This is a genomic window from Sphingomonas sp. ABOLG (assembly GCF_003950435.1).
Taxonomy (GTDB): domain Bacteria; phylum Pseudomonadota; class Alphaproteobacteria; order Sphingomonadales; family Sphingomonadaceae; genus Sphingomonas; species Sphingomonas panaciterrae.
The window spans coordinates 145,315-159,821 of the sequence record NZ_QQWW01000001.1 but is presented as its reverse complement, the minus strand read 5'-3'; the positions used below and the strand labels follow the sequence as shown (position 1 = coordinate 159,821).

18 protein-coding genes are annotated in these 14,507 nt (G+C 66.6%); 8 read left to right on the top strand and 10 right to left on the bottom strand.

The features are described from left to right. Positions 1 to 390 precede the first annotated feature (390 nt). Complete coding sequence (locus CA236_RS00790; protein ID WP_125944167.1) at positions 391 to 1,500, top strand: flagellin; 1,110 nt, start codon at positions 391 to 393, stop codon at positions 1,498 to 1,500. Between the two features lie 130 nt (positions 1,501 to 1,630). Here CA236_RS00790 and CA236_RS00785 read toward each other — a convergent pair whose 3' ends face one another. The 10 genes from CA236_RS00785 to CA236_RS00740 all read right to left on the bottom strand — a co-directional run bounded on the left by CA236_RS00785 (position 1,631) and on the right by CA236_RS00740 (position 9,214). Next, complete coding sequence (locus tag CA236_RS00785) at positions 1,631 to 2,221, bottom strand: urea carboxylase-associated family protein (protein ID WP_125944166.1); 591 nt, start codon at positions 2,219 to 2,221, stop codon at positions 1,631 to 1,633. Next, positions 2,214 to 2,921 carry a guanitoxin biosynthesis heme-dependent pre-guanitoxin N-hydroxylase GntA gene (gntA, locus tag CA236_RS00780; protein ID WP_125944165.1) on the bottom strand — a complete coding sequence of 236 codons (708 nt, stop codon included), beginning with the start codon at positions 2,919 to 2,921 and terminating at the stop codon, positions 2,214 to 2,216. Before gntA ends, CA236_RS00785 begins: the two co-directional genes overlap by 8 nt. 87 nt (positions 2,922 to 3,008) lie before the next feature. Continuing rightward, complete coding sequence (locus tag CA236_RS00775) at positions 3,009 to 3,716, bottom strand: FliA/WhiG family RNA polymerase sigma factor (protein WP_241212476.1); 708 nt, start codon at positions 3,714 to 3,716, stop codon at positions 3,009 to 3,011. A 35-nt stretch (positions 3,717 to 3,751) separates the two neighbouring features. Further along, the gene (flhA, locus tag CA236_RS00770; protein ID WP_125944164.1) at positions 3,752 to 5,851 is read right to left on the bottom strand and encodes a flagellar biosynthesis protein FlhA; all 2,100 of its coding nucleotides are present in this window, start codon (positions 5,849 to 5,851) and stop codon (positions 3,752 to 3,754) included. 5 nt (positions 5,852 to 5,856) lie between these two features. Then, complete coding sequence (locus CA236_RS00765) at positions 5,857 to 6,726, bottom strand: lytic transglycosylase domain-containing protein (protein WP_125944163.1); 870 nt, start codon at positions 6,724 to 6,726, stop codon at positions 5,857 to 5,859. A 152-nt stretch (positions 6,727 to 6,878) separates the two neighbouring features. Further along, positions 6,879 to 7,187 (bottom strand): hypothetical protein, encoded by a 309-nt coding sequence (locus CA236_RS00760; RefSeq protein ID WP_046407784.1) that lies wholly within the window; start codon positions 7,185 to 7,187, stop codon positions 6,879 to 6,881. After that, on the bottom strand, positions 7,174 to 7,449 hold the full coding sequence (flgM, locus tag CA236_RS00755) for a flagellar biosynthesis anti-sigma factor FlgM (protein ID WP_125944162.1): 276 nt from the start codon (positions 7,447 to 7,449) through the stop codon (positions 7,174 to 7,176). Before flgM ends, CA236_RS00760 begins: the two co-directional genes overlap by 14 nt. A 69-nt stretch (positions 7,450 to 7,518) precedes the next feature. Beyond that, positions 7,519 to 8,037: a flagella basal body P-ring formation protein FlgA gene (locus CA236_RS00750; protein ID WP_231621856.1), complete on the bottom strand. Its 519-nt coding sequence runs from the start codon at positions 8,035 to 8,037 to the stop codon at positions 7,519 to 7,521. Next, positions 8,034 to 8,552, bottom strand: coding sequence for a flagellar motor protein MotB (locus CA236_RS00745; RefSeq protein ID WP_241212445.1), 519 nt, complete (start codon positions 8,550 to 8,552; stop codon positions 8,034 to 8,036). The genes CA236_RS00750 and CA236_RS00745 overlap by 4 nt, the downstream gene beginning before the upstream one ends. Then, positions 8,549 to 9,214, bottom strand: a complete 666-nt coding sequence (locus tag CA236_RS00740) for a MotA/TolQ/ExbB proton channel family protein (protein ID WP_046407779.1) — start codon at positions 9,212 to 9,214, stop codon at positions 8,549 to 8,551. Before CA236_RS00740 ends, CA236_RS00745 begins: the two co-directional genes overlap by 4 nt. 228 nt (positions 9,215 to 9,442) lie before the next feature. Between CA236_RS00740 and CA236_RS00735 the strand changes: the two genes are divergently transcribed. The 7 genes from CA236_RS00735 to CA236_RS00705 all read left to right on the top strand — a co-directional run bounded on the left by CA236_RS00735 (position 9,443) and on the right by CA236_RS00705 (position 14,504). Next, positions 9,443 to 9,781, top strand: a complete 339-nt coding sequence (locus tag CA236_RS00735) for a flagellar basal body protein (protein ID WP_046407777.1) — start codon at positions 9,443 to 9,445, stop codon at positions 9,779 to 9,781. A gap of 3 nt (positions 9,782 to 9,784) precedes the next feature. Next, the gene (gene flgC / locus CA236_RS00730) at positions 9,785 to 10,195 is read left to right on the top strand and encodes a flagellar basal body rod protein FlgC (RefSeq protein ID WP_046407775.1); all 411 of its coding nucleotides are present in this window, start codon (positions 9,785 to 9,787) and stop codon (positions 10,193 to 10,195) included. A 3-nt stretch (positions 10,196 to 10,198) separates the two neighbouring features. Next, the gene (locus CA236_RS00725) at positions 10,199 to 10,876 is read left to right on the top strand and encodes a flagellar hook capping FlgD N-terminal domain-containing protein (RefSeq protein WP_125944161.1); all 678 of its coding nucleotides are present in this window, start codon (positions 10,199 to 10,201) and stop codon (positions 10,874 to 10,876) included. A 40-nt stretch (positions 10,877 to 10,916) separates the two neighbouring features. Continuing rightward, positions 10,917 to 12,161, top strand: coding sequence for a flagellar hook protein FlgE (locus tag CA236_RS00720; RefSeq protein WP_125944160.1), 1,245 nt, complete (start codon positions 10,917 to 10,919; stop codon positions 12,159 to 12,161). Positions 12,162 to 12,232: 71 nt separating this feature from the next. Then, the gene (gene flgF / locus CA236_RS00715) at positions 12,233 to 12,985 is read left to right on the top strand and encodes a flagellar basal body rod protein FlgF (RefSeq protein WP_125944159.1); all 753 of its coding nucleotides are present in this window, start codon (positions 12,233 to 12,235) and stop codon (positions 12,983 to 12,985) included. 30 nt (positions 12,986 to 13,015) lie between these two features. Continuing rightward, positions 13,016 to 13,804 (top strand): flagellar basal-body rod protein FlgG, encoded by a 789-nt coding sequence (gene flgG / locus CA236_RS00710; RefSeq protein WP_125944158.1) that lies wholly within the window; start codon positions 13,016 to 13,018, stop codon positions 13,802 to 13,804. Between the two features lie 13 nt (positions 13,805 to 13,817). Next, positions 13,818 to 14,504 (top strand): flagellar basal body L-ring protein FlgH, encoded by a 687-nt coding sequence (locus CA236_RS00705; RefSeq protein ID WP_125944157.1) that lies wholly within the window; start codon positions 13,818 to 13,820, stop codon positions 14,502 to 14,504. Positions 14,505 to 14,507: the final 3 nt, after the last annotated feature.

Here is a 14,507-nt window from a genome sequence, read left to right as displayed (position 1 = left end):
CACGGAATGATCCTGTCTCTAGGCGTTAGTTGGTTAACGACCTCTTGAGCCGGCAGCCGGCCGGCAGAATTTTTCCGGGTGCGCATCGCGCGCGCGCCAATGCGCTCGAACGGGCCCGCGCACGCGAACGGGCGCACCCCTGCCCGAACCCGCGCGCGAGGAAGCCCGGCTCAGGCCGCCGCTTGCCGCCTTGCCGGAATGCCGGCCAACTCTTGCCGGCTGCCGGCAATCGCCCCCGATCGTCAGAGCGCGCGCGCCGCATTTCCGGCAGTCCGGACGGCCTGCAAAAAAGTTCTAAAAGCTTCCATGCCTTGGCCGTTTCGTATGGCGACGGCTCGGCCCTCCGCTCTGGGGGCGGCGGGGCGGTCGTAGACACAAAGGAACGAACCCATGACCGTTATCGGAAGCAATCTGTCTTCACTGCGCGCCAGCAACGCTTCGTCGAAGGCTCAGTCGGCGCTGTCCACTGCGATGGAACGTCTGTCGACTGGCAAGCGCATCAATTCGGCTAAGGACGACGCAGCAGGTCTCGCGATCTCGTCGTCGATGACCTCGCAGATCCGCGGAATGAACCAGTCGATCCGCAACGCCAACGACGGCGTGGCGCTGGTCCAGACCGCTGATGGCGCACTGTCGGAAGTCTCTAACATGCTGCAGCGTGTTCGCGAACTGACGATCCAGGCAAAGAGCGGCACCTATGGCGCCGATGACCGCAAGAACATCCAAAGCGAAGTCACCGCGCTGACCTCGCAGATTAAGGACGTTCTCGACAAGACCGAGTTCAACGGCGTCAAGCTGTTCGACAAGAGTGGCGTTGCGGCAAACAGCCGCAACCTGACCATCCAGGTTGGCGCGAATGCAAGCGATACCGTTCAGGTTACGATCGACTCGCTCGACGGCAGCAAGCTCGACAGCACCGGCCTGAACGTTGAAGGGACGCCGGACGCGGCTAACGCGCTGAAGACATCGAAGGAAGCACAAGTCGCTGCTCAGAACACTTACAACACTAACGTTCAGACGCTGAACGATGCAAAAACGGCGCTGGCTATCGCGGTGGCAAAGGGTCAGGCAGACACGACCATAGAGCAGGGTGCAGTGGACGCTGCCAATGAGGCGATTGACGGCACCGACGCAGATAATCCCGGCTCTAAGGCGCTCCTTGACGCTGCCAACCTGACGCTCAGTGCAGCGCAGCGCTCGGCTGACACGTCGGCGGCAACTGCTGCTGAAACCACGCTGACCAACGTCGACAATCTACTCGACACGGTGAATTCGGTTCGAGCGAATTTGGGCGCAACGCAGAACCGCATGGAGTCGGTGGTTGCTAATCTGACCACCAATGTCACCAACCTGACCGACGCTCGGAGCCGGATCGAAGACGCGGACTTCTCGGAAGAATCGACCGCTCTCGCCAAGGCGCAGATCCTGAGCCAGGCGTCGACCGCGATGCTGGCGCAGGCCAATCAGTCGCAGCAGGGTGTCATGAAGCTTCTCGGCTGATCCGTGAGCGGCACCGGCACCGCCCCCACATGGGTGCGGGTGCCGCTCCGCTCGGCGCAGCAGAGAAGACGAGGAACCCGGCGGCCCAAGCGGCCGCCGGGTTTTTCCTTATGCGGCGAAGCGGTTCGCCCTAGCCGACGATCCGGTAATCGATCGGCTTGAAGCTGCCGCCGTTGGACGAATAGGCCGAGCAGGCAGTGAGGCCGATGATGAGGTCCATCGCCGCGCGGAACACGATCCTGTCGCCCGCCTTGCTGATCGGCGGCAACACCTCCAGCTTTCCCGTCTCACCATTCACCGGCACGTTCATGAAACAGTTGAACGCACACGGGATCATGTCCTCGGTGACGCCATAAGGCGCCAGCGCCTCCGCCAGATTGCCGAAGCAGCCGCGATGCAGCGGCTTGTCCGGGTAGAAGTGCCGGAACGTGTCGTAGCTGCACGGCGTCAGCAGGAAATCGTGCCGCCCGACATCGTCGGCGATGATCTCCAGCATCGGGCGCGAGCGGTTAGAATACAGCACATGGCCCGTCGTCAGGTAGATCGTCTCGGCATAGTCGAACGTCCGCCCGGACGAGATCGCCTCCCCCACGTCATCGGCGTTGAAGGCGAGCAGGTCGGACACCTGCACCCCCATCGGGTCGATCACTTCGAGAATGGCGCCCTTGTCGAGGCGAAAGGCCGTGCCGCTTCGTTCGGGAATCCGTGTCGCTTCAGTCATCAGCACCGCGATAATGGAAGGGGCAGGCCCAGGCGTCATCGACCACCCGCCCGCTATATTGCCGCGCCTCGCTAGCTGTGCCGTGGCGCGCCAGCATCGGGTTGCGCGATCCGGCCAGCGCCTCGTCGCGCACCAGGATCTTCTCGCGCATCCCCTCGTACCGGCCCTCGGCGCGCAGGATCTCGAACTGGTCGTGCAGGTTGAACACCAGCGCCGGCTTGGCAAAGCGGCGCGCCGGGCGGCTGGCATGGGGGTGAAGCCCGACGACGAAGAACGCCTCCCCGCCGAAGCTTAGCGAGAAATGCGGGTCCTCCGGATCATGGCTGACGCGATGGTCATATTCCTGGCCGCGCCACACGTCCTTGTCAGACAAGGATTGCACGCGATCCCACAGCGCCTGCTCGAACGCCGGCTCGTCGAGATCCTCGGGGCCGTTGAACACCACCGCAAAGCTGCGGAACAGTGCCGGCTCCTCGCGATAGGCGGAGGCAAAGCGCAGCAGGCCATCGTGGATGCGCAGATCGTCCCACCCACTGTCGATGCGGTTGCAGGCAAGGACGTTCAGCGTGCCCTTGGCCAGCGCCGCCTTGGCGCCGACGCACGGGAACAAGCGGTCCTCAACATGGTGCTGAAGCAGGCGCTCGAATCGATCCTGATCCTCGTGGCGCCAGGGAAACAACGGTGTAGCGGGCTGAGGCATGGGCCCGAGATACGCTCAGCCCGGCGGGAGTGTTCCCGGCGAACCGCTTGATATCGATCAAGATCCGCCTCGTGGCGGCTCCTTCCCTCAGCCGCGCAGCAGCGTCTTCTTCAGCCGCGCGTGTGCCGCGCTCTTGATCTGGCACACGCGCGCCGCACCGACGCCCAGCACTTCGCCGATCTCGTCGAGGTTCAATTCCTCGACATGATAAAGCTGGATCACCAGCTGTTCGCGTTCCGGCAACGCCGCGATCGCCGCGATCAGCCGGTCACGCTGCTGCCCCTCGGCGAGCTGGTCGAACGCGTTGGGCTCGTCGCTGGCAAACCAGGGCTGGTCGTCGACATAAACGTCGTCGATCGATTCAAACTTCACCGCCTCCGCGGCAGCATAATCCAGCCGCAGCTTTTCCACCGTCACCCCCAGCCGCTTTGCCGTCTCGTCATCCTTGGGCGCGCGGCCAAGCTCGCCGGTCAGCGTCTGCACCGTGCGGGCATAGTCGCGTCGCCGCTTGATCGCCCCGCGCGTCATCGCGGCGTGGCGGCGAAGCTCGTCGATCATCGCCCCGCGCAGCCGGGTGGTAAGATATTGCTTGAACGTCACCTGCCCGCGATCCTCGAACGATCCCGCCGCCTCGACCAGCGCGACCAGCCCGGTCTGCACCAGATCCTCCACCTCGATCGCGGTCGAAACGCTGCCATGGACATGCCACGCCAGCCGGCGGACGAGCGGGAGGTGTTCGCGCACCAACGCCCCTTCGTCACGCGCGCGCTGCCGCGGCGAGTAGGTCAGCGGCATCGCCTCGGCAAAGGCGGCGGCCATCGGCATCGCGCTCACGCCGCCACCGCCATCTGCGGCTGGCCCGCGCCGATCCCGGGATGCGTGTCATTCGCGCCAATCACGGCGACGACCTCGACGGCCTTGTCCTCGGGGACTTCGAAGAAGCTCATGACGGGGGTATCCGGCAGACAGGTTTTGACCAACTTGCGGATCGCGACGCGGATCGCGGGCTGCACGACGAGCGCGAAGGGCTTGGCCTCGGCGATCATCGGCTGGGCGGCGCGCTGCAGCGCATCGACAATGCGGCGGCCGAGTTCCGGCTCGACGACATGGCGGCGCGACGGGTCTGACCGCATCGCCTGGCCAAGCAGGCCCTCGAGGCCACCCTCCAGCGTCATCACGCGCAGCGGCTCGCGCACGCCGCACAATTTCTGGATGATCAGCGGGCCCAGTTCCGGGCGGATCAGCTCGACGATCTCCTCGGCATCCTGCGTGCGCTGCGCGACGACCGCGATGGCCGACGCGATACGGCGGAATTCCTTCAGCGTGATGCCTTCGTTCAGCAGCGCCTTCAGCACGCTGGTCAGCGTGGTGAGCGACAGCGGCTGCGGCACCATCGAGGCGACGAGCTGCGGGTTGCGCTCCTTCAGCCCGTCGAGCAGCGCCTGAACCTCGTCCGCGCCCAGCAGATCGGCGGCATTGGCGCCCAGCGCATGGTTGAGGTGCGTGGCGATCACGGTGCCGCTATCGACCACCAGGTAACCCGCGCCGGTCGCGGCATCGGCATCACCCGGCGCGATCCACGTCGCGTCGAGGCCAAAGGTGGGGTCCTTCGCCTTCTTGCCCTGCAACTCGCCGAAGCCGGTGCCGGTGTCGAGCGCCAGCATCTCGTCCGGCGACACCTGATCCTCGCCGACGACCACGCCGCCCACGAGGAGGCGATAGGTGTAGGGAGCGAGGTTGATGTCGTCGCGCACCTTCACCTGCGGCACGACGAATCCGAGTTCCTTCGACAGCTGCCGGCGAACCCCGGTGATCCGGCCCATCAGCGGCGCACCCTTGCGCTCATCGACCAGCGGCACGAGGCCATAGCCGATGTCGAGGTTGACCATCATGCCGTCGGTCACTTCCTCCCAGCCGATGCGCGACTGGTCGACCGGCTCGGGCGCGGCGACTTCCTCGATGGGCGCGGGGCGCTGCGCGATCTTGTGCAGCTTCCACGCGGTGAAGCCGGCAATCGCAGCGGCGGGCAGCAGAACGAGGTGCGGCATGCCCGGCATGACGCCCAACAGGCCAAGGATGCCGGCCACCGGCGTCCAGGTGCGCGGACTGCCGAACTGGCTGCCGATCTGGCCGGCGAGATCCTTCTCGCTCGACACGCGGGTCACGATCGCGGCGGCGGCGATGGACAGCATCAGCGCTGGCAGCTGCGCGACCAGCGCGTCGCCGATCGCGAGCAGCGTATAGGTCTTGGCCGCTTCGGCGATCGACAGCCCGTGGCTGACGGGGCCCAGGATCAACCCGCCGATGATGTTCGCCGCAAGGATCAGGATCGCCGCAATCGCGTCGCCCTTCACGAACTTCGACGAACCATCCATCGAGCCGTAGAAATCCGCCTCGGTCGCCACTTCGACGCGGCGCTTCTTGGCCTCGTCGGGCGTCATCAGGCCGGCGTTGAGATCGGCGTCGATCGCCATCTGCTTGCCGGGCAACGCATCGAGCGTGAAGCGCGCCGACACTTCGGACACGCGGCCCGCACCCTTGGTCACCACGATCAAATTGATGATCATCAGGATCGCGAAGACGAAGATGCCGACGATATAGTCGCCGCCGATCAGGAAGCTGCCGAACGCCTCGATCACATGGCCCGCCGCCGCCTCGCCCTCATGGCCGTGCACCAGCACGACGCGCGTCGACGCGACGTTGAGGCCCAGGCGAAACAGCGTCGCGAACAGCAGCACCGTCGGAAAGGACGAGAAGTCGAGCGGCTTCTGCGCGTTCAGCGCGACCATCAGCACGGCCAAGCTGATCGCGATATTGGCGACGAAGAAGATGTCGAGGAGGAAGGCCGGGATCGGCACGACCATCACGAGCACCAGCAGCAGGATCGCGGCGGGCAGCGCCACCTGGCGTGAATTGGCGAGCAGCTTCACTTAGGTCAGCCCCCCATGCTCGCGAGCATCATGTACGCCAGCCGGGCATTGTCCGGCGACGGGCGCAGCAGGTTGGCTGCCTGCGCCGATGCCTGATTGGCGGTCCGGCCCATGGCGGCATTGGCCCAGGTCATGGCATCGGATGCGGACTGGTTCGCGCCGGTGATCACCGTCGCGCCCTCCATGTCGAGCATCTGGGCGGCAAATTGCAGACGCGGCAACGAATTGCCGGCATTGCCGGTGCTGCCGGCAGGCCCCGCCCCATCGCCGAGCTTCGCGCCAAACCGCTCGTACACGTCGGACAGCGAACGGGCGGAGCCGTCACGGTTAAAGAATACGTTGCGGTTCGCGCCGGCCGCGGCGGGGAACATGCTCGCCGCGGTGCGATCGGGCGATACCTGCATTGCCTTCAGGAACTGCTTGGCCCCACCCAGCCCCAGGAAATGGGCCATGTAGAGATCAGTGCCGGTCGCCTCGCGGCCAAGGCTCGCCTCCAGCGCATCCTTGTTGTCGGACGCATGTTCGGCCGCCATCAGCGACGCAGCTTCGGGGTTGTTGCGCAAGTCGAGGATCGCGCGGCGCAGGCCGGGATCGCTCACCGTCAGCCGTCCGGCGCCATTGCGCTGGATGCCGTCCGCGGCCCAGCCCATGCCGTGCTCCGCGCCATGGTTCTTCACCACCGCCAGCCAGCTCTGCTCGATGAACTGATACAGGCCGCTCGCCGACGAGGTGCGGGCACGCGCCGATGCGTTGAAACCGCTTTCCACCTTGGCCTGGCCAAGCAGGTAATCGAAATCGATCCCGGTCTTGGCAGCGGCGCGCTGGATCGCGGTCTGCACCCGCCCAGCGGCGGCATTGAGAGCGTTGACGGTCATCGGTGCTGAAACATTCCCTGTTCGCAGGAACGATCAGCAAGGAGTGTGCCAGAAGGCGCGTGCGTCAGCGGGGGATCAGGGGCGCGCCAGGTCGAACGGCAAACAGGTGCTGCGCGGCCCGAACGCCGCCCGCACAACAGAACGATGACAGGTCAGGCGTAGGCCGGCGCCCGACGATAGGAATTGCTGTCCTCACCGGTGAGGAGCTGCAGGCGACGGCGCACATTGGCCGCCATCAGGTTCACGTAAATCCGGCAGGTGTCGTTGAGCCGGTTGGCTTCGTCGGCCAGGTCGCGAAGCTCCGGCCCCGCGGGCCCCTCGCCCAGACCGCGCAGCGTCTCGATCGCGGTCAGCTTTGCCGAGGTCGCCTTTTCCAGCTCGGCGACATTGTTCGCCTTCAGCGCGGCGATCTCGCCGTGCAGCGTGTCGATCACGCGGATAAGGGCATCACGCCTTGTCATTCGACATCCATTCGTAGCGGGCGGCGATCAGCGCGTCGGCGATGGTGGAGGGGGAAAGCGGAAAGGTGCCCTTGGCGATCGCTTCCTTGATCTTGGCGACGCGCTGCACATCGACCGGCGCGCTGGCCGACAGCTGCGCCGCGACGGTCGGCGTCGGCGCGGTCTGCGGCTGTTTCGTCACGCTGGCGGTGGCCGCCGGCGTCGCTACGCGCGACACCCCGGCGATGCGATCGCGCGGTCTTGTCCCGATCGGTTCGACCATAAAAATCCCCGTTGCACCTCGATCCCACCGGCATAAACGGCCGGCGGCGAGGCACCTTTAGGAATTTTTTCACTCCACCCATCCGGGCAGGGTCGCGCGACCAGCGGCAACGGCCACTGCCTGCACCGGCATCTTGCCGCCATCGATTCGCACCATCAGGCGCTGGCCCTCTGCCGCGTCGGCCATGGCGATGCCCTCGCGCGTGATCGAAAAGCCGTCGGATCCCGCCTCGATCACCAAAGGATCGCCGCGCTTGATGACCTTTTCCGCCATCGCGGCCGGCGCCGCGGCGGCGCCCCCCGGCCGGGTCACTACCGTCGCGCCGGCGGGCATGCGGATCGGCACGAACAGCCGCCATTCCGGCGCGGCGCACGACACCACCACGGCATCATGCGCATCGGTGCGCCAGGACAGCGCCACGGTGGAACATTGCTTCAGCCGCAGCCGCGGGTCTATCGCGGCACGCGGGCCGCCATCCTCGCCGATCGACTTGCCGGCAAAGGCGGCGACCGCCTTGTCGAGTGCGGTCGTATCCTGATGGGCAGTGGCGGTGGCAGGCGCAGCGAGCGCCAGGACGAGCGCGATCACATGGATTCTCCGGTAAGGGACAAGGTAACGACGACCTGCCGGCGCGATGGCCGGTCGGCGGTCAGGATGATGATGCGGCCATTCGCCACCGGGGCAAGCGCGGCCGCGACGGCGCGCGCGCGATCGGCGGCAAGCACCGCAGCACTGCCGGTCGCGCGATCGACATCGGCGGGTGACCCGTCGACCGCGCCCGTGATGCGCAGCGTCACACGCGGGTCGCGCGCCGCTTCTTCAGCCCAGGCGACAAGGCTGCCCGGCGAGCCCGGCAGGCGCGCAGAGCCGGGTGCGAAGTTGAACATGCCGGCGGCAGCCAGCGGCAATGGATCCGGCCTTGGTGCCGGGGCCGGCTCGCCAAAGGCGGCCCGCACCCCCTGCATCAGCGCGGCGCGGTCGAGATTCTGATTGGCGTGGAGCAGCACGAAGAAGCCGACCAGCAGCAGCGCGAGGTCTGCCAGCGTGATCAGCCACAATGGCCGATGCGCCGCCGCAACGGGAAAGTCGTCGGCTGTCGTCATGCCGCCTCGCTCCGCCGCGCGGGCGAGAAGCTGACCGGCTGCGGCTCCTCGCGCGCGGCCAGCGCGACGAGCGGCGCCTCCAGCCGCTGGCGCTCGAACGCCTCGATCCGCGCCGCCGTCCGCAGCCGCGCGGCAATCGGCAGCGCGACGAGATTGCCCAGCAACGCGCCATAGAGCGTCGCCAGCAGCGCCACCGCCATCGCCCCACCGATCGCTTGCGGATCGGTCATTTGCACGAACATCGCGACCAGCCCGACCAACGTTCCGACCATCCCCATCGACGGCGCGGCTTCCGCCATGCCGGCCCAGATGTCGGCAACCGACACGTGACGCTCGATCCGTGCGCGACGCAGATAGTGCAGCCGTGCGGCGACCTGCGCCGGGCCGTGCCCGTCAACGATATCGGCGATCGCCGCCGCAACATCGGGGTCGGCAATGACCGATCGGTCCAGCGCGAGGACCCCGTGCCGCTTCGCGATCCGGCTGAACGCTCCGATCTGCTCGATCAGCGGATCGGCGCTGAACGGGCGACGCGGCAAAGCGCGCAGCGCGACGATCGCGCGGCCCACATCGCGCAGCGGGCTGCGCAGGATGGCCGACGCCACCGTGCCGCCGCCCACGATGGCAAGCGCTGTTGGATCGAGGAAGGCACCAAAGTTCATCCCCGCGCCTACGCAAGCGCCGGGCCAGTTCCGTCGCCCACGGGCCAAGTCCTTGTTGATGCGGCAATCGCGCCGGCTCACCGCCGCCACCCGGCAACCTTGCCGGCCGCCCGGCAACATCTTGCCGCCCGCGCCTTGCTGGCCGGTGGCGCTCTGCCGGCAAGGCGAAGTGGCACACACCTTGCTGGGACACTGCGCGCACAGGCAAGTGCAGGAGATTTCAGGCCAATGGCCAACGGCAGTCTTTTCGGGGTTCATGGTGCGGCGCTCGAGGTGCGGGCGCAGCGCATGAACGTGCTCGCCTCCAACATCGCCAACGCCTCCACGCCGAACTTCAAGGCGAAGGACATCGATTTCACCAAGGCGCTCGCCTCGGTGGAGCGGCAGGGCGGCGTCGAGCAGGCGACACTGTACCGCACGCCCGACTCGCCCTCGATGGACGGCAACACGGTCGAGCTCAGCAAGGAGCAGACCGCCTTCGCCGAAAACGCCGTCCAGTATCAGACCACGCTGTCGTTCCTGAACGGCCGCATCAACCAGCTCACCCGCGCGCTGAAGGGAGAATAACCCATGGCGAACCAGCCTCTATCGATCTTCCAGGTCGCTGGCCGCGCAATGTCCGCGCAGCTCGTGCGGATGAACACGACCGCCTCGAACCTCGCCAATGCCGGCGCGGTGACCGGCTCGTCGGAAACCGCCTATCGCAGCATGAAGCCGGTGTTCCGGACACAGTTCGATCAGGCGAGCGGCATGGCTACCGTCAACGTGGAACGCGTCGTCACCGCCGGTGAGGACCCGATCAAGATCCGCGATCCCAACAACCCGATGGCTGATGCCGACGGCTTTGTTTACCAGTCGGCGGTCGATGAAACGCGCGAGCTGGTCGACATGATGGAGACCGCGCGCAGCTACCAGAACAACGTCGAGGTGATGAACACCGCCAAGTCGTTGATCGTCGACACGCTGAAGCTGGGGCGCTGATAGATGGCGACCTCCTTCGACACGACGATCGGCAACCTCGGCCTCAGCACCGCGAACACGGCGGCAAAGAACGCGGCGACCAAGTCCCCGACGATGGGCCAGGCCGACTTCCTGAAGCTGATGACCGCGCAGATGAAGAACCAGGATCCGTTCGATCCGGTCGACAATACGCAGATGGTTGCGCAGATGGCGCAATTCTCCTCGCTCGCCGGCATCACCGAAATGGGCTCCACGCTGAAGGCGATCGCCGACAAGCTGGGCGCCACCAGCATGCAGGATGCGGTCAGCTATGTCGGCCGCACCGTGCTGACGCCGGGCAATGTCGCCTACGGCCGCGCCTCGGGCGGCATCGCGGGGGGGATCGAACTGGGCGCCGATGCCAGCAACGTCACCGTCGCGATCTCGGATGCCAATGGCCAGCTGCTGCACAGCGCCGATCTCGGCGCGCAAAAGGCAGGCACCGTCAGCTACGACTGGGACGGCAAGACTGCCGCCGGCGCCGATGCCGGCGCCGGCCCGTTCACGGTCAGCATCAGCGCCAATGACGGCAGCCGCTCGGTCGCCGCCAACAGCCTTGTCTGGGCGCCCGTCACCTCCGTTTCGACCACCAGCGGCGCTGCCGTCCTCACCTTGCCGGGGATCGGTGAGGTTCCCGCCACCGCCGTTCGCCAGATCGGCTGACCTCTCCCCTCACCTATCCCACGTTCCAGGAGCTTCCCTCATGTCCTTCTACACTTCGCTTTCCGGCCTCCAGGCTGCGCAGACCGACATGTCGACCATCTCGCACAACCTCGCCAACGTCTCGACCAACGGCTTCAAGAAGAGCCGCAGCGAATTCACCGACATCATGGCATCGAACTTCACCAGCGATCCGCGCCGCCTGACCGGCTCGGGCGCCGCGCTGGCGCAGAACAAGCAGATGTTCGGCGCGGGCAGCCTGGTGACGACCGGCTCGTCGCTCGACCTCGCGATCGCCGGTGACGGCTTCTTCCCGGTCAAGACGACCGCGCCCGGCGGCACCACCATCGCCTACACCCGCAACGGCAGCTTCGGCGTCGATCCCAACCGCTTCATCACCGATGCGCAGGGCAGCCGCCTGCAGGCCTATGCGGTCGAGACGGACGGCACCGTGCCCGGCGCCGGCACGCTGATCGACGTGCGCGTTCCCGACAGCAGCGGCCCGGCGATCGCGACCAGCAAGCTGTCGCTGAAGGCCAATCTGAACGCCGGCGCCGCCGCGTCGGACGTCGAGTTCAACCGTACCAATCCGGCCAGCTACGGCAGCGCGACCACCACCACCATCTATGACGCGGCCGGCAATCCGCAGACGCTGACCAACTATTTCGTGCGCAAGGCACCGGCCGATGCGACCAGCACCGCGAGCGAATGGACCGTCCACAGCTTCGTCGGCGACGTCGAACTGAACGAGGGCGGCACCGACATCGCCTTTGATTCGAGCGGCAATTTGCAGGGCAGCGGCACCTTCTCGCTCGCCTTCCCCGACGCTGGCGACGCGACCCGCGCGCCGATCAGCTTCGACCTGACCGGCACCACCGCCGGAAAGCAGCCGTTCAGCGTCGCTTCGCGCGCGCAGAACGGCGCCGCGCCCGGCGAATTCGCCGGCATCACCGTCGACAACAGCGGCATCATCACCGCCAGCTATTCCAACGGCGACGCGGTGAAGCTGGGCAAGGTCGCGCTGGCGAACTTCGTCAACCCGACCGGCCTGCGCCAGACCGGCGGGCAATATTGGAGCGCGAGCGGCCTTTCCGGCACGGCGACGATGGGCGCCGCGAACGAGAACGGCTTCGGCAAGCTGATGTCGGGCACGATCGAGGGATCGAACGTCGACATTACCGAGGAGCTGGTCGAGCTGATCGCGGCTCAGCGCAACTTCCAGGCGAACGCCAAGGCGCTCGATACCTCCAGCCAGATCTCGCAGACGATCTTCAACATCCGCGCGTAATTCTGGCCTGACTCTTGCTGTGTTCCGTCTGCGCTTCGGCGTGAACGGAACACCTTTGGATCGATCGAACGATGGACAAGCTGGTCTATACGGCGGCGACGGGCCTCAAGGCGCACATGGCGGCGCAGGCCGCTATCGCCAACAACATGGCAAACGCCTCCACGACCGGCTTTCGTGCCGATCGCGTGGTGTTCGACCGGATCGAACTGAAGGGCGGCGGCGCCCGCTTCGATGCGCGCGCGCCGGCCGCGCAGGAAGTCACCGATGCCGACCGCAGCGTCGGCGCGATGATCCAGACGGGTCGCAATCTCGACGTGGCGCTGACCGATGCCGACACCTGGCTGACGGTACAGGCGCCCGACGGTACCGAAGCCTACACGCGCCGCGGGGACTTGACCGTCACTGCGTCGGGCACGTTGCAGACGGGCGACGGTTACCTGGTGATGGGGTCGGGGGGCCCCATCACCATCCCGCCGTACAATTCGCTCTCGATCGGCTCGGACGGCTCGATCTCGATCGTGCCGCAGGGGGGCGCCGCCACCGACGTCACGGTCATCGACAAGCTGAAGCTGGTGTCGGACCGCGGCTCGTCGACGGTGAAGGGCGTCGACAATCTGATGCACGTGCGCGGGGGGGGCGTGCTGCCGGAGAATATGGACGCCAAGATCGCGTCCGGCACGCTCGAACAAAGCAACGTCAACATGACCCAGGTCCTCGTCGACATGATCGAGAACCAGCGCAGCTACGAGGTCCAGGCGAACCTGCTGAAGGAAGCCAAGACCATGGACGAAGGCGCCGCCTCCGTCATGCGGATGCCCGGCTAAGCCCCGCGCGCGATTAGAAGGAACTAGACCATGACCACCGCCGCCATGCACATCGCGCGCACCGGGCTCGACGCTCAGGACACGCGCATGCGGGTGATCTCGAACAACCTCGCGAACGTGAATACCACCGGGTACAAGCGTGATCGCGCGGCGTTCGAGACGCTGAGCTATCAGGTGATCACCGCGCCCGGCGCGCAGTCGACGCAGGAAACGCGCTACGCCACCGGCCTCAACCTCGGCACCGGCGTTCGCGTGCAGAGCACCGCCCGCATCGATACGCAGGGCTCGCTTGCCACCACCGGCAACAGCCTCGACATGGCGCTGGACGGCGACGGCTATTTCCAGGTGCAGCTGCCCGGCGGACAGCTTGGCTACACCCGCGCCGGCAATTTCTCGCGCTCGCCCGAAGGCCTGCTGGTCACGTCGGAGGGGTATCAGGTGATGCCGGGCATCAACGTGCCCGAAAACGCCACCGCGATCACCATCGGCATGGACGGCACGGTGTCGGCGACGATCCCCGGCCAGGCGGAGGCATCGAACCTCGGCCAGATCCAGGTCGCCAGCTTCCCCAACACCGCCGGGCTCCAGTCGATCGGCGACAATTACCTCGTCGAAACCGCCGCATCGGGCACCGCCAACATGGGCGTTCCGGGCGAGGACGGCCGCGGCAAGATCCGCCAGGGCATGCTGGAGGCAAGCAACGTCAACGTCGTCGAGGAACTCGTCGACATGATCGAGACTCAGCGCGCCTATGAGGTCAATTCCAAGATGATCTCGGCCACCGACGAAATGCTCAAATACGTCAATCAGAACATCTGAGGACTGACCGGCCATGACGTCGCGCACGCTCCCGCTCGCCACCACATTCGGCACCCTGGCGCTTCTCGCCGCGCCTGCCCACGCCGGCCTGTTCGGCAAGAAGGCACCGGCAGAGGATTTCACCGCCGTCCACCCCGTTCCCGTCGCTTCGGCGCCAGCGCCGGCGACCGGCGCGATCTTCCAGGCGGCGGACGGCTATGCCGCGCTGCATGAGGGCTGGCGCGCACGCCGGGTCGGCGATCCGCTGACGATCGTCCTGGTGGAGCGGACCGCGGCGTCCAAGTCCTCGACCTCGAAGCTCGATTCGGGCGGCGGCTTCGGCATCACCCCGCCGACCACTGGCCCGCTGAACCTGTTCAACACGACCGACGCCAGCGCCAGCGGCAACCGCAATTTCGCCGGCACCGGCACGGCCGGTCAGGCTAATTCGCTCTCCGGCGAAATCTCGGTCACCGTGGCGCAGGTCTATCCCAACGGCACGATGCTGGTTCAGGGGCAGAAGCGCGTGACGCTCAACCGCGGCGACGAATTCATCCAGATCAAGGGGCTGGTGCGCACCGCCGACGTGGACCGCGACAATCGCGTGGCGTCGACCCGCGTCGCCGACGCCCAGATCGCCTACACCGGCAAGGGCGATGTCGCGCGCGCCGGGCGGCAGGGCTGGCTCAGCCGCTTCTTCCAGGTCGTGAGCCCCTTCTGATGA

What these genes read in the sequence shown, in the direction of transcription:
- CA236_RS00790 (WP_125944167.1), top strand. Translation starts at nt 391, where the DNA reads ATGACCGTTATCGGAAGCAATCTGTCTTCACTGCGCGCCAGCAACGCT.
- CA236_RS00785 (WP_125944166.1), bottom strand. Translation starts at nt 2,221, where the DNA reads ATGACTGAAGCGACACGGATTCCCGAACGAAGCGGCACGGCCTTTCGC.
- gntA (WP_125944165.1), bottom strand. Translation starts at nt 2,921, where the DNA reads ATGCCTCAGCCCGCTACACCGTTGTTTCCCTGGCGCCACGAGGATCAG.
- CA236_RS00775 (WP_241212476.1), bottom strand. Translation starts at nt 3,716, where the DNA reads ATGCCGCTGACCTACTCGCCGCGGCAGCGCGCGCGTGACGAAGGGGCG.
- CA236_RS00765 (WP_125944163.1), bottom strand. Translation starts at nt 6,726, where the DNA reads ATGACCGTCAACGCTCTCAATGCCGCCGCTGGGCGGGTGCAGACCGCG.
- CA236_RS00760 (WP_046407784.1), bottom strand. Translation starts at nt 7,187, where the DNA reads ATGACAAGGCGTGATGCCCTTATCCGCGTGATCGACACGCTGCACGGC.
- flgM (WP_125944162.1), bottom strand. Translation starts at nt 7,449, where the DNA reads ATGGTCGAACCGATCGGGACAAGACCGCGCGATCGCATCGCCGGGGTG.
- CA236_RS00745 (WP_241212445.1), bottom strand. Translation starts at nt 8,552, where the DNA reads ATGACGACAGCCGACGACTTTCCCGTTGCGGCGGCGCATCGGCCATTG.
- CA236_RS00740 (WP_046407779.1), bottom strand. Translation starts at nt 9,214, where the DNA reads ATGAACTTTGGTGCCTTCCTCGATCCAACAGCGCTTGCCATCGTGGGC.
- CA236_RS00735 (WP_046407777.1), top strand. Translation starts at nt 9,443, where the DNA reads ATGGCCAACGGCAGTCTTTTCGGGGTTCATGGTGCGGCGCTCGAGGTG.
- flgC (WP_046407775.1), top strand. Translation starts at nt 9,785, where the DNA reads ATGGCGAACCAGCCTCTATCGATCTTCCAGGTCGCTGGCCGCGCAATG.
- CA236_RS00725 (WP_125944161.1), top strand. Translation starts at nt 10,199, where the DNA reads ATGGCGACCTCCTTCGACACGACGATCGGCAACCTCGGCCTCAGCACC.
- CA236_RS00720 (WP_125944160.1), top strand. Translation starts at nt 10,917, where the DNA reads ATGTCCTTCTACACTTCGCTTTCCGGCCTCCAGGCTGCGCAGACCGAC.
- flgF (WP_125944159.1), top strand. Translation starts at nt 12,233, where the DNA reads ATGGACAAGCTGGTCTATACGGCGGCGACGGGCCTCAAGGCGCACATG.
- flgG (WP_125944158.1), top strand. Translation starts at nt 13,016, where the DNA reads ATGACCACCGCCGCCATGCACATCGCGCGCACCGGGCTCGACGCTCAG.
- CA236_RS00705 (WP_125944157.1), top strand. Translation starts at nt 13,818, where the DNA reads ATGACGTCGCGCACGCTCCCGCTCGCCACCACATTCGGCACCCTGGCG.